This window comes from Allomuricauda sp. M10 (assembly GCF_020782875.1).
Lineage (GTDB): Bacteria > Bacteroidota > Bacteroidia > Flavobacteriales > Flavobacteriaceae > Flagellimonas.
In genome coordinates this window covers 1-14,217 of the sequence record NZ_JAJGBN010000003.1, presented here as the reverse complement: position 1 = coordinate 14,217, position 14,217 = coordinate 1, and the positions used below count along the sequence as shown (strand labels likewise).

Sequence of the window (14,217 nt, the reverse complement as noted above, 5' to 3'; positions counted from 1 at the left end):
ATTTATTCAAATAAATAACGGGGAACGATCAGATTTTATCCTTTCGGATAAGCTTGGCCAGCAAGTGATTGGTGTTCTTGGCCCCGAATTCATCGAACAGTTTGCTCACCCTTTTATCAATGGTGCTCTCGCTATTGGGCGTGATGTTTAGCTGTTTGAGCCTTTCCGAAATTTCCTTTTTGGTAAGGCCGTCGGCCAGGTCTTTCAGAATCAGGATATCGAACTCGTCCAGTTCAAACACATTGTCGGAAACGTTCAGGCTGATCTGTGGCGACACAAAGGTGCGGTTATGGTACACCTCCTGTATGGCCTTCACCAGTTCCGACATACCATGGCGACCTTTGCAGACGTAGGCGTTTATGTTTTCTTCCTTAAAAAAGGTGTTCACCTTTGCAGGATTGTCCTCCATGGAATTGATGATGATCTTTAGATCGGGCTGCATTTCCCTTGCGGCCCGAATGAGTTCCAGGCCCGAGGTGAGCTTGCAATCCACATGGTCCTTTTTAAAAAAGAGATCGGTGATGAGCAATTCGAAGGGTTCGTTTTGCGACAGGGCCACTTTGAGGCGGTTATAGGCTTTGTCGCAATACAGCTCTTCTTGGATGACGGGGATGTTACATTGGGTGCGAAGCGTGTCCACAATACCTTGGTTGGTATCTTGGAAATCTTCGGCGATCAGAACTTTTTTGAACATAGTAGGTAACTGTTTTACTTCGGAATTTGGATGTGGGCCTTAAAGCCCTCACCCTTTACAGAATCAAATGTAATGGTTCCCCCTATGGCCTGGATACGCTTTTCCGTATTCCGAAGCCCATTCTTGGATTGGAGCTCTTTTTTAGTGGCCCCCGCCCCATTATCAAGGTAATCCACAACCAGCATTTTGGAGCTGTCCTCAAAGCCAATGGTGACCAGGGAGGCCTTACTATGTCTGTCCATATTGATCATGAGTTCCTGCAATACTTTGTACAGTACCGTTTTCAACAAAGGTGTGAGGCCATCCCAATCAATTTCCCCGTTTCCTGAAAGATAAAGTTTCGCATTTTCCGGTGTCCTGAAACGGAGCATCTCCAAAAATTCCTCTTTAAAATGGGTGCCGGTATCCACTTCATTGATTTCCCTTGAAAAGTTGCGGCTTTGGCCATAGAGTTGTTCCAACTTGTCCAATATCTTGGAGGTTTCGGTATCGCTTTGTACCATGAGCATGACTTGGTTGAGCCCCGCGCCAAAATCATCGTGGAGACGTCGTGACATTTCGGCTTCTGTTTCCAAGGTGGCTTCCAATTTTGCTGTTTTGTTTTCTTGGGCGAGTCGTCGTGTACGTTGCTTAAGATAGTAAACCACAAAGCCCAATGTAAGCAAGAGCAGGGCCAACCCAAAAAAGGATACTATTTTTTGATTGCGTTGCCGGGTCACTTCCAATTCTTTTTCCGCATTTTCCTTTTCCAATCGCAAGCTTTTTTCCTGGATTACCTGATTTTCATATTTGAAATGGGCGAACTGGGTCTTTACATTTGTTTCCTGTGCATAAAGACTATCCTGCAAAAAGATACGCCGGTCCCGTATCTGCACATTGGCAGGTTCCAAAACCATCATAAATCTCAATGCATCCACTTCTGCACGTGGCATTTTTATGCTTTTGGATAGAAGGATTACGGTATCCAAATACGCTTTGGCCATTTGGGGTTTGTCTTGGGAATGGAACTCTCCCAAGTGGGTATAACTGGCAATCAGTCCTCTATTGTCTTTTGCTGTTTTACGAATTCTCAAAGCACCCAAAAAGGGTTCTTCGCTCTTTTCTTTTTCTGAAAGCCATTGGGCATAGGCCAAATTATCCAACACGCGGGCATATTGTGCCGAGGTCTTTTCCAAAGAAGAATCCAAGCTTATTCTTTGAAGGATTTCAATTGCATCCTCATATTTTTCATCATCAATATAGGTGGCAGCTAAATTGTTTTCAAACCCCAGTTTTGCTTCAATAGAACCTGCTTTCTCAATTGCCAGTTGAAAGTATTTGACGGCATCTTCAAAATTTAACAATTTTCGATGGTCCGTGGCCAACAAGTTGTAACTCCGAGCCAATTCCCCATCATTTTTTTGCTGTTTTAAAAATGGCAAAGCCTCTGTCAACGTTTCCTTGCTGCCATAAAAATCATTATGGTTTTTTTGAATGGTGCCCATACTCAATAAAATTCTACCCACCCAAGAACTGTCTTTACTTTCTGAATAATAGTTCTTGGATAAACTATAACGATTAAAAGCACTATCTGGCAATGAGGCCACACGATCAAAATAATATCCCATTAAATGATGTTGTCGTGCCAATATTGGAATATCATTGAGTTGTGATGCCTTTTGAAGTAGTATTTTATCATGTATGTATAAACTGTCATACTCACCCAAGGAATAGGTCAAGCGACATTTTTGATAAAGGATATTGACATAAAGCGTGTCTTTCTCCAAATTTCTTTCATAAGAAAGAGCTTTATTAATGGCCTTCTTTTGATTTAATGGAGTAAGTGTTTTATCAAAGGAACGCTTATAATAAAACAAAGCACTATCCCTTGCTTTCTTGTTTGTAATAGCTGAATTTTCTCCAGAAAATCTACAAGAAGCAAATAAAACGGTAAAGGCCAAAAAGAAAAACCTTTTTAAGAACATGAGGTTTGTTTAAGCAAAAAGAGCCACACCCTAAAGTATGGCTCAAATTAGTGAAAATAATGTTTACTGATCTCCTTCACCTGGAGGCGGAGGCGGAGGTGGAGGCGGGGGATCTTCATCATCCCCTTCCGTGGCTACCGTGTGGTAGAGCATCTCGGTGTCCGCTACGTCATCTTGGGTACAAGAAAACAGGAACATATTTAAAATAACGGCCAATAAGGCCAAATACACTTTTTTCATCGTTTGAAATTTTAAGGTTGAACAAAAGGGTGGCCGTCCGGGGTTTTCCCAGAATTGTTCAATTAGCTTTTCAGCCACCCGTGCGTGTTGGAGTTCTCCTTTGTTTTTGGAAAGTGGAAACTGTAAGCGGTAGATCTGGCTACTTTCCAACGGGCCAAATACCGGCCGCTTACAGAATCCCGTAAAAATGAATTTTCTAGAAAGGCTATGTTAGCAAGGCATAGCGGAATTCATTTCTAGGTGTAAAATTATTGGCACACAACGGCTATCTTTATAGGTGATTCCAAGAATTCCAATGATTCCAAAGAATTCCAGAAAAATCCAAGAAATTCCAACCCGACCATGGAACCAAAGACGAGCAAAAGCTATCAAGAGGAAGTTTTAAGGAAATATAAAAGGGAAAAAGGTGGGGAAATGAGGGGTTATCTCGCAGAGCCAACGAGAAGTCAAATTAGGGATGCCTGTATCTATTTATTCAATAGAAGGAAAGAGAAATATGACGATTACATTTTGAATCGGTTCTTTCAATTCAAAAGTGATGAGAATAAGCTAAGAGAAATTCAAAATTTTGGCGATGGGAGATTTAGGTCAATTGAAAAATTTCTAAAGGGAGAAGTAAAAAAGACAAGTACCAAAAACATTAATCTGATAAGTTGGCTTATCGATTTCCATCCCAGACCTTATGAAGAATATTCAAAATCCGAGAATTCAAATTTTGTTCAAAAAATAACCAAACAAGATACTGGTGCTGAAACCCCACCCAAAAAACCTTTTACAATATCCGAACAACCTCCCCCACCCCTAGAAAAAAAGAAAAGACGAAGACTAATCATTACCATCAGCATTGCTTTTGGAGCCACTTTATTGACCATATTTGCTTTAAATAATCCATTTTATGATTCCAATTCACCTCCCTATGAAAACCAATGCATGGCCTGGGCAGATACTGTTTATATAAAGGTTGACTGTGACATGCAGCCATTCTCCGAATTCGGAACCAAGGTGGAGCCGCTTGATGCCTCTAGGCTAAATAATCTTAAAAAAGTGGAGGTTAACATGGCTACCACTTTTTTTGCAGAGGACGGCAAACCCATGATCTGGTATTCTAAAAACAAGGAAGGAGTAATAGAATTTTTCACAGCTCCCGGTCTACATCCCATAACCGGGGAAACCTTAAAAAAAATCACCCCCTACATTATTGAGACCTATGTGCCGGTACATATTCAACAATCCGATTCTTTCTTAAAAGAATAACCCATTTCATGGATTTTCTTCCGCATGTCATCAATGTAAAAGACACTACCTTTTTCTATAATCCTGTACTCCAACAAACGTTATAAAAAACATAAACCCCAGCAAAATTGGGATTTACGGACCATATGCCCTATCTTTGCATTGATGAAAATCAAACTCCACGAGAGAAAAAATAGCAGGATCCTTAGTTTTGAATATCTGGTTTTTCGTAACCAACCGGACAAGTTCATCCCACCCACCTTTTAATTAACCGCCCATTTTCGGGTACCGTTGCGATGTAGGACAACCCTATGATTTATGGTCGTTCAACAACGTCGTCGCCTTATTGTTTCCTGTTAACCCAAATTCAAAATCGCTATCGTACAACAAAAGATCATGGTAATCAAAACCTATGATGCCTATACTCGGCTTTCCACCATGGAGGCCAACCGGTTCACCAACTTTCTTTTTGAGCACCAAGAGGGAAAAAAAGCCACAAAATTGGCCATTAGAAAAGCCATTCAGTATTCCACCAAGGACATACCTGGTTTGGGTGGCTATGTATTTTCCATCGAAGAAAAGGAGGAAATATTAGGACTGGCCGTGGTGAACAAAACGGGCATGGGTGATTACATCCCGGAAAACTTTTTGGTGTTCTTCGTGGTGCACCGAAACCATAGGAACCTAGGCATTGAACAAAAATTGTTGGAATACACCCTCCAATATTGCAAAGGCGATGTGGCCGTGCACATCACCAGTGAAAACCAATGCCCCAACCAACACTTTTTTGAAGAATACGGGTTTCAAGTGACCCACATCGAAATGAGATTGAACCGTTAAACACAACATATGCTAAAAATTGAAGTAAAACCTGGAGAAAGTATCGAACGTGCCCTAAAGCGCTACAAAAGAAAATATAGGAATACCAAACGCTTGGAGCAGATTCGGGAACGACAGGAATTCACCAAAAAATCGGTGGAAAAAAGAAAAACAAAGAAAAAAGCACAGTACAAAGAAAAATTCCTGAACGAACAGGAAAACAGTTAAACACAAACCTATTATCAACAACAAAATGAGACTTTCAAAGATTAAAAGGGAAACCAAATATGAAAAACGCTACAGTGTTACCATGGGTGAACTAACAACACAGGTCACCTACATCAAAAGGTACATTTTGGGCTTGCCCGTGCGCACTTTGCACAAATACCGTGAAACCTACTACGGCAAGGTCAAGGACTGCAAAGACTGTGAAATAACCGCGTAAACAAGTAAACCCTTTTAACAAAAAACAATGAAAGTATTAGTTATAGGAGCAGGTAACATGGGGCTTACCTATGCCACCGGCATGTCCAGATCCAAACTGCTGAAAAAGCGGAACATTATGGTTTTGGACAAATCAAAAGAGAAATTGGAAGAAGTGGACAAGATTGCCCATTTTGATGCCATGGAACGTTTGGAAGATTGTGTTCCCAAGGCGGATATCATCTTTCTGGCCGTAAAACCGTACCATGCAGAAGACCTTTTCAAACGGATGAAACATCTGGTAAACCCGGAACAACTGTTCATTTCCATTATGGCCGGGGTTACCATTAAATACATACAGGAAGCTTTGGGCATTCTAAAAGTGGTTAGGGCCATGCCCAACCTCCCCGCCCAAGTGGGCCAGGGACTCACAAGCTATGTTTCTGCGGAGGAAGTGTCCCGACTGGAACTTTTTATGGTAGAAGGTCTTTTGGACACCACTGGGAAATCCCTTCGGGTAAAAAGTGAAAAATATATCGATGCCTCTACCGGAATCTCAGGGAGTGGCCCTGCTTATGTATTCTATTTTATGCAGAGCATGATGGAAGCAGCCCTACAAATGGGCTTTTCCGAAAATGTCTCCAAAGTATTGGTGAGCCAGACCTTTACCGGGGCCGTGGAACTTTTCAACCAGAACAACCTGACCCCCGACTCATGGATGGAGCGTGTGGCCTCCAAAGGAGGAACCACCCGTGCCGCCTTGGATTCCATGCAGGACAACAATGTGAACGAATTGATAAAAGAAGCTGCCTTTGCAGCCTTTAACCGTGCCGTGGAACTCGGCGAAGAATACTAAAACATGTATAAAGAACTCGTGGTCATAAAGGTAGGAACCAATGTGATGACCAATAAAGATAACAGGATCGTGAGGCCCGTGCTCAATCGATTGGTACAGCAGATTGCCGAATTGTACGAGCGGGATATCATAACCATTTTGGTCTCCTCTGGATCGGTAATTGCTGGTAAAGAGGTTTTGGGGAAGGCCAAGATCAAGGACAAGACCCAGCGCAGACAGGTGTATTCGGCCATCGGACAGCCTAGGATGATGCGTCATTATTACAACATTTTTAGTGATTATGGAATGAAATGCGCCCAGGTGCTACCCACCAAAAGGGATTTTAACCCCGGGATACACCGTGATAATATGATCAGTTGTATTGAAGGGCTGCTTTCTGAAGGAGTGGTGCCCATTGCCAATGAGGATGATGCCGTTTCTGTGGCCATGTCCATGTTTTCGGATAATGATGAGTTGGCCACTCTGTTGGCCCAGTTGATGAATGCCGATAAACTGATCCTGATGACGGATATTGATGGTCTGTATGATGGTCATCCAGAATTGGAAGATTCCAAGGTGATTGAAAAAGTACAGCCAAAAGAAGATCTCGACAAATATATCAAGGAGGGGAACAAGGCCGAAGGTGAAGGCCGCGGCGGAATGGGCTCCAAGTTGAACTTTGCCCAGATTGCAGCGGCGAACAACATCCCGTCCTACATCGTGAACGGGAAAAAGGAAAATGTAATTATAGATATCGTAGAAGGAAAAAAAGTGGGAACAGAAGTTTCCCTTTAAAATGAAGAACATGAAATTATTGAATACAGCATTAAAAAACAACGTTTTACAAGATATGGAGCACATCCTGAATCAAAACCGGGAAACATTGCTCCAAGCCAACCAAAAGGATTTGGATGCCTTTGACCGGGACGATCAGGCCCTTTATGACCGTTTGGTAGTGGATCAGAAAAAAATTGATCAAATGATCAACGCGGTTCGCGAAGTTCGAAATCAAGAAGACCCAGTTAACCAAGAAATTTCAACAAGAAATTTGGATAACGGGCTTAAGATCATCAACAAAACGGCCCCGTTTGGGACCATCATGATCATTTACGAATCCAGGCCCGATGTGACCATTGAAGCCGCCGTACTCGCTTTCAAAGCCAACAATAAAATTATGTTGAAGGGCGGTAAGGAAGCTTATCACAGTAACAAGGCTTTGGTAAAATTTTGGCATCAAGCTTTGGCTAAAAATAATCTACCATCAGATTTTATCCAATTCATGGATATGGACCGAGCACAGACCCAAGCCTTTTTGAAGAACCCCGACCAACAACTTGATCTGATCGTACCCCGAGGTGGGGAGCGGCTCATCCATTTTGTGAAGGAACATGCCAAATGCGCTGTTTTGGTCAGTGGCCGAGGAAACAATTTCCTATTCGTCCATAAAGAGGCTGATTGGCAAAAAAGCTTGGAGGTCATCTTGAATGCCAAGACCCATAAAATTTCAGCCTGTAATGCGTTGGATAAAATCTTGATCGATACCCGAATTGAAAATTACGAAGGTAAACTCAAGGAATTGAGACAACACCTAATGGACAATAAAGTTTCCATTGTAGTGGATAAAATGGTCAAGGAGACTTTGAAAAATGAAGAAATAATTTCGGATGAAGCCATTTGGAAGGAAGAGTTCTTGGCTATGAAATGTGTCATCGGAGCTGTGGACAATTTGGATACTGCCATACAAAAGATCAATAAAAACTCCGGCGGACATTCGGCCACCATCATGACACAGAACAACAACGTGGCCCAAACCTTTATGGAGAATGTGGACTGTGCAGCCGTGTACCAGAATGCATCTACCCGGTTTACCGATGGCGGTCAAATGGGAGTCGGGGCCGAACTGGCCATCAGCACGGACAAATTACACCACCGCGGACCCTTGGGACTAAAGCAATTGGTCACGAACAAATACTATGTATTTGGGGATGGACAAATCAGGCTCTAGAACTGATAGAACAATAGGGATTGAGCTTTAAACACCTCCTTTTTTGAGGTGATTTGGACTTGTTTACTTCAAAACGGCACAAAGCGTTATCTTATTGGCAATTTTTCAATGTTTTATTCGTCAATTTTTAAGAAATTATCTAGATTTATTACTCAAAACAAATAAAGTATGGGAAAATTTGAAATCAAAACAGATAAATCTGGAAAGTTCAGGTTTAATTTGAAGGCTGGCAATGGCCAGGTTATTTTGAGCAGCGAAGCATATAATTCCAAATCTGCCTGCGAAAATGGTATTGAATCGGTAAAGAAAAACTCTCAGGACGATGGAAAGTTCGAGAGAAAGACCGCCAAGGATGGAAGCCCTTATTTTAACCTAAAAGCTTCCAATGGCCAGGTTATTGGAGCCAGTGAAATGTATTCCAGCACTGCGGCCATGGAAAATGGAATCGCTTCCGTTAAGAAAAATGCCCCTGACGCTTCGGTCGTTGATATTTCCGCTTGATCCAAAGACAAAAAACTCAACTAAACAGCCTAAACAGGCTGTTTTTTTATGCCCAAATTTCTGGTGAATCCCCAAAAAATGTCCTTCCCAAAAATAATTTCAAAATAGATCACCAAACCAAATAGGCCATTCATTGGTTCAAATGGGTCATTCATTAATCCATTTGTTCCCATCCCATTTTTTGAATTTATGTTTGTCATGCAATTACGCGTTAAAGCTCATTGAGAAAGCAAGATCAATTTTTAACGCATGCACATATAGCAATGCACTTTTTGAGACTGTTGGTCATAAAAGTGTTTAGTTTAGTTGAGGTTTCCGTTACGCCAAGGGATTTGAATCAAATCCCTTGGTTGTAATGGTTTTTAGCGTTCTCCGTGCCTTTCCGTTTCATTCCATTAATCATTTCAATTTTAGTACAAGTACCATGAATAGGGTCATTGCGTGATTTCAAGAAAACCCGATAAACCCAATCGCTCCATTCATCAACTCAAAAAGCCCTTCCGTTTATTTACCCTTCTAAGCTCCCTGAATTTATCCTCTCTTTGGCCCGATTTTAAGCTTTTCAATAACCCATGCCCATCATTGGGCCAAAAACAATTTTAACCATGCTATCAAAAAATACCTTGCTGGGCCTAGTGTTGTTACTTTCCATACACTTGCTCAAAGCACAATCTTATGAAGGCCTGCTAACGGACAACTACAGTGGTGTTCATGGCATTCTTTCCAACCCGGCCAATATTGCCGACTCAAGATTAAAACTGGATGTTAACCTGATCGGGGTCAGTGCCTTTTTTGGGAACAACTATTTGGGACTGAACATGAGCGATGCCTTCAAAGATTTTGGCAAAACCTTCGATGAAGCAAAGACCACTCCCAAAACCAATAACTTTTTGGCTTCAAATTTAGATATCCTTGGTCCTTCGGTCATGTTCAACCTTACCGAGAAAAGTTCTGTGGCACTCTACACCAGGGCCCGTCTTCTACTAAATGTGGACAACATTAACGGAGCATCCATAGACAAGGAAGGTGGATTTAATGAGGATGAAGACTTTTTCATCAACGAAGGCGATATTTCGGGTGAAATCAATCTTTGGACAGAGATAGGTGCCTCCTATGCTCGTGTACTATATGATGGTGGCGAGCATTTCCTTAAAGGTGGGGCAACCCTAAAATATCTATCCGGAATTCATCATGCCTACATTCGGGGAACAGATGTTACCGTAGACTATGATGCTGCCACAAGGAATGTTACCACCACAGGGCAACTAACCTACGGGAATGACGCTTTGGGTAGTGAAGGTGATGGATTGGGTGATCTTTTCACTTTCGGACGGTCAACAGGCTTCGGAGGAGATTTGGGTTTTGTGTATGAATGGAGACCCAACCACCAAGACTATAAGCTTACCGATGCCGGTGGCAATACCTATCTGAACAAAGGGGTGAACAAATACAAATTGAAGATCGGGGCTTCCATCACCGATATTGGAAAAATCAACAACAAAAAAGGGGAAGAAGAAACCTATGATTTGAACAAGACCCAAAGTATCGACGATTTTGACGGTATGGACCTTGAAGACGGGCTTAGAAACAATTTCGACACCACAGGTCCGGTACATGAATCTGCGGATACGGGCTTACCTACCGCATTGCATGCAAACGTGGACTATTATGTCGGCTCCAAATTTTATTTGAACCTGAACTCGGATGTAAACTTGCAAGGCAAGCACAAGATCAATTCCAATCACATTCGTAGTGAAATTGCCCTGACCCCCAGATTGGAAACGGCTTGGATCAGCATCTATTCCCCTATCAGCGTTATGCAAGAAGTGGGGTTCCGATGGGGTGTTGGGCTTAGGGCCGGACCATTTTATGTGGGTTCAGGTTCTGCATTGACCGCATTGTTCGGGGATTCATCAAAATCTTTGGATGCCTATGCAGGAATCAAAGTACCCATCTATCAAAACAAGTTAAAGGATAAAGATGGCGATGGACTTAAGGATGACGTTGATGAATGTCCTGATACACCTGGTCCTATCGAGAACAATGGATGTCCATGGAAAGACACGGATGGCGATGGTATTTTGGACAAGGACGATGATTGTCCAAACGAAGCTGGGCCAAAAGAAAACAACGGTTGCCCATGGAAGGATTCTGACGGTGATGGCGTTCTCGATAAGGATGATGACTGCCCTAACACTCCTGGTCTGGTTGAATTCAACGGATGTCCTGATACCGATGGGGACGGCATTATCGATCAAAACGATCGTTGCCCTAACCAACCTGGAAGCAAGGAAAACAAAGGATGCCCAGATACAGATGGCGATACTTTGGTGGATTTGGATGATGAATGTCCAACCGTGGCAGGACCAGTAAACAACAAAGGTTGTCCTGAAGTCACCGTTGCAGTTCAAAAGCAATTGAACGATTACGCCAAGACTATTCTTTTTGATACCGGTAAGGCCACTATTAAACCAGAATCGGTTTCCGTGATGGTGGATATCATCCAGATCCTGAATGAATATCCGAACGCCAAATTCACGGTAGAAGGTCATACCGATAGTGTCGGCAGCAACGAAAGCAACCAAAAGCTTTCTGAAGCAAGGGCCAATTCGGTTCGGGATTTCTTGATCAACGAAGGTATTGCCGGGGCTAGGTTGACTGCCATTGGTTATGGTGAAGAAAAGCCGATTGCTTCCAACACCACTAATATGGGAAGAAAACAGAACCGAAGAGTAGAGATCAATTTGATAAAATAACCATACCGCTGTAATTCATTTATCGGTTTAGAGCACAAGGTTTGGTGTATCTAGTGTCTTCTTTTATTACAGCTATGGTTGGGCCGCCAGGAAATCTTGGCGGCCCTTTTATTTTTGGATGATCTGTGCCTTATCAATACCGGTAAGTAAAAACCTACACCTATAACAACTTCATATTCAATTCATTTAAGGTTCCATAAATCCATTTCCTTATTCCGTCAATTCTAAACCAGCATAGGTTAATCCATCCTCAAGGGGTTGATGGATAGTCCCTTATTTTATACTTACCAAATCCATTTCTTGCCCAAACCTCACGCAAGAAACCTTCAAAACTTAACTGCTATGATTAAATTTTTACTACTTACTATTTCATCAAAATCCTTTCCCCAAAAAAAAGAGCACTTAAAAAGGTTGACCCATAAAATTCATTGGATCACAATTTGTTGCTTATGGCTATGCCTTATTTTATCAAGCCCAATATTGAAAGCTCAAGAATTGGATACTTGGTTTACCGCGGGTAAGGCAGTAAACTTACCACATCTCCCAGATTTTGGAGGACCTCTATGGGACCCCTTGCCCTTGCCTCCTCCAGACAATACCCCAGTGAATATCTGGTATGATATTGTAGATTTTGTCCATCAAGATGCAGTTCCTCATCCGAATCCGGCCGATTATCCAGTTGATTTTAGTTATCCATATGGCAATCCACCAGGATATCTCATTCCTACAGGATCAATTCCTGGATTGCCAATTCTAAAAAGGAACAGTACGGACAATATAAACTTTAACCCTGTTGTCAGGTTTGATGGAAGTGGGAATGGCCAAGCACTCCATTTTCGTTCAAATTCTACAGCCAACATGGCTGTTTTCATAGTATTTAAGGCATTAGGGGCCGGAAATTCCTCAGCCACACAAAGATTATTGTTCGGTGGGGAAGTGGATAATTATCATACATCAGGTAATGTAAACCAATGGCGTACCAATCTTTCTGTAGGAATTGCCAATAACAATAGATTCTCCATCGGCCGGACAAGGTTCGCTGATCCTTCGCCATTTTTTCAGGCAGGTAACATCGATTTATTGGGGTTGCCCACAATAGGTGTTTTGTCCCGTCGCACCTCTGGAGTTAATGAGCTCATGACCACTTTTGTGAATGGTGCAAAGGATATCGACGTTTCCCGGAATGTAACCCTTGCAACCAACCAATTGTTTTTTTATAATAGGTTGGGCAAACATTTCAACAGTAATGACCAAAACCGAAACCTTTCCGGTGACATAGCCGAAGTTTTGTTGGTAGATGGCACTTTGAACAACACATCCATCCAAATAATTGAAAGTTATCTTGCTGTAAAATATGGCATAACACTTTTCAATGGAAATCAATTGGGTAGCATTGTCGGCAACGACACCTATAATTATCTTGCCACGGATGGAACAGTTATTTGGCAAGCAGAAGCTATTTACAAACATGACATAGCAGGTATTGGTGTAGATTTTTATCGTGATAGTGGATCTTTAAAATTAAGATTCAATATAGATCAACGAATTTCTAAAAGTGTCAATGCAGATGCCATAGTAACAATCTCAACCAATTCAGATTTTACCACAGACAACCTAAACTTATCAAGAACTGCCATCGATGGTGGGGCTCCTTCCTATACCTATAACTATCTCTTGTGGGGTAACGATGATGGAAATATCAACGAAATTGTCACTGAGCTTCCTGTAGGCATAACCAGTAGGATTGAAAGGGAATGGCGTGTTCAAATGCGCCGTTCCTCAGGACTAAGTCCTATAAGTGGTGTAAGCGTCCGTATCAATTTAAATGGCTCGGATATTTTGTCCCATGGGGAATGTGGCCTAAAACTACTTATTGACACAGATGAGGATGGCGATTTCACCACTGGTCCCATCACCATGATAGATGCCACGAGTGTAGATGCATTTGGCTTTGCCTATTTTGATGGAGTCAATTTTGACCATAGAGATGTTTTTACCGTTGGTTTTGGCGACACAACTCCACCCACTGCCAGTAACCCGGCAACAATAACCGTATGTGATACAACCCCGGACCCAGACCCATTAGTAGTTTTAGATGAAGATGATAATTGTGCAGTGGATACGGTTACCTATATGGGAGAAACCAGTGATGGAAATACCAACCCCGAAACAATCACTAGAACCTATAGGATTACCGATACATCAGGCAACTTTACCGATGTTCAACAACAAATTTTGGTGTACACTACACCTACTATTGATGATATTCCAGACCAAACAGCCTGTGATTCCTATACATTACCTATAATAACAGGTACCAACCTAAGTGGCAATCAAGCCTATTATGACCTCCCTGGCGGTCCATCAGGAGGAGGTAATCAATATGCAGAAAATACTGCAATTTCTTCCGACATCACTTTGTTCATTTATGATGAAACCGGGAGTGTACCCAATTGTTTTGCAGAAGAAAGCTTTTTCATTGATATAACCAATCAACTGGAAGCAGGCGTTGATAGTTCGATTGATTTCTGTGAAACCGGAGGAGCCAACACTAACCTATTCGCCGCACTTGGACCTACGGCAGATGTCGGAGGAACATGGACAGATGATGATTCCTCCGGTGTAATCCTTTTGGATCCAACAAATGTAGATTTCTCATCCATCACAGCAGGAAACTATCATTTCACATACAGCTTTCCTCCTATCGGTGGATGTTTAGCAGATTCCGCACAGGTCACCGTCACCGT

The 14,217-nt window shown here is 42.1% G+C and carries 13 protein-coding genes; 10 read left to right on the top strand and 3 right to left on the bottom strand.

Annotated elements, in window-relative coordinates:
• Nucleotides 1–28 precede the first annotated feature (28 nt).
• The 3 genes from LKX84_RS09005 to LKX84_RS08995 all read right to left on the bottom strand — a co-directional run bounded on the left by LKX84_RS09005 (nucleotide 29) and on the right by LKX84_RS08995 (nucleotide 2,898).
• Nucleotides 29–694, bottom strand: a complete 666-nt coding sequence (locus tag LKX84_RS09005; RefSeq protein ID WP_228236838.1) for a DNA-binding response regulator — start codon at nucleotides 692–694, stop codon at nucleotides 29–31.
• A gap of 14 nt (nucleotides 695–708) precedes the next feature.
• The gene (locus LKX84_RS09000) at nucleotides 709–2,412 is read right to left on the bottom strand and encodes a tetratricopeptide repeat-containing sensor histidine kinase (RefSeq protein WP_228236837.1); all 1,704 of its coding nucleotides are present in this window, start codon (nucleotides 2,410–2,412) and stop codon (nucleotides 709–711) included.
• Nucleotides 2,413–2,721: 309 nt separating this feature from the next.
• On the bottom strand, nucleotides 2,722–2,898 hold the full coding sequence (locus LKX84_RS08995; protein ID WP_228236836.1) for a hypothetical protein: 177 nt from the start codon (nucleotides 2,896–2,898) through the stop codon (nucleotides 2,722–2,724).
• A gap of 342 nt (nucleotides 2,899–3,240) precedes the next feature.
• Here LKX84_RS08995 and LKX84_RS08990 point away from each other — a divergent pair, with 342 nt between their 5' ends.
• From LKX84_RS08990 to LKX84_RS08945, 10 genes are all read left to right on the top strand, one after another.
• The gene (locus LKX84_RS08990; RefSeq protein WP_228236835.1) at nucleotides 3,241–4,152 is read left to right on the top strand and encodes a hypothetical protein; all 912 of its coding nucleotides are present in this window, start codon (nucleotides 3,241–3,243) and stop codon (nucleotides 4,150–4,152) included.
• Nucleotides 4,153–4,527: 375 nt separating this feature from the next.
• Nucleotides 4,528–4,971, top strand: a complete 444-nt coding sequence (locus LKX84_RS08985) for a GNAT family N-acetyltransferase (protein ID WP_228236834.1) — start codon at nucleotides 4,528–4,530, stop codon at nucleotides 4,969–4,971.
• A 9-nt stretch (nucleotides 4,972–4,980) separates the two neighbouring features.
• A complete protein-coding gene (gene rpsU, locus LKX84_RS08980) occupies nucleotides 4,981–5,178 on the top strand; it encodes a 30S ribosomal protein S21 (protein ID WP_228236833.1) in 198 nt (65 codons plus the stop codon).
• 25 nt (nucleotides 5,179–5,203) lie between these two features.
• Complete coding sequence (locus LKX84_RS08975; RefSeq protein ID WP_228236832.1) at nucleotides 5,204–5,395, top strand: hypothetical protein; 192 nt, start codon at nucleotides 5,204–5,206, stop codon at nucleotides 5,393–5,395.
• Nucleotides 5,396–5,422: 27 nt separating this feature from the next.
• Nucleotides 5,423–6,229: a pyrroline-5-carboxylate reductase gene (proC, locus tag LKX84_RS08970; protein WP_228236831.1), complete on the top strand. Its 807-nt coding sequence runs from the start codon at nucleotides 5,423–5,425 to the stop codon at nucleotides 6,227–6,229.
• A gap of 3 nt (nucleotides 6,230–6,232) precedes the next feature.
• A complete protein-coding gene (proB, locus tag LKX84_RS08965) occupies nucleotides 6,233–7,003 on the top strand; it encodes a glutamate 5-kinase (RefSeq protein WP_228236830.1) in 771 nt (256 codons plus the stop codon).
• 10 nt (nucleotides 7,004–7,013) lie between these two features.
• The gene (locus LKX84_RS08960; RefSeq protein WP_228236829.1) at nucleotides 7,014–8,213 is read left to right on the top strand and encodes a glutamate-5-semialdehyde dehydrogenase; all 1,200 of its coding nucleotides are present in this window, start codon (nucleotides 7,014–7,016) and stop codon (nucleotides 8,211–8,213) included.
• 168 nt (nucleotides 8,214–8,381) lie between these two features.
• On the top strand, nucleotides 8,382–8,714 hold the full coding sequence (locus tag LKX84_RS08955; RefSeq protein ID WP_228236828.1) for a YegP family protein: 333 nt from the start codon (nucleotides 8,382–8,384) through the stop codon (nucleotides 8,712–8,714).
• A 605-nt stretch (nucleotides 8,715–9,319) separates the two neighbouring features.
• Nucleotides 9,320–11,470 (top strand): DUF5723 family protein, encoded by a 2,151-nt coding sequence (locus tag LKX84_RS08950; RefSeq protein ID WP_228236827.1) that lies wholly within the window; start codon nucleotides 9,320–9,322, stop codon nucleotides 11,468–11,470.
• A gap of 480 nt (nucleotides 11,471–11,950) precedes the next feature.
• Nucleotides 11,951–14,217: hypothetical protein (locus LKX84_RS08945; protein ID WP_228236826.1), on the top strand; the 2,267-nt coding region annotated here is incomplete at its 3' end.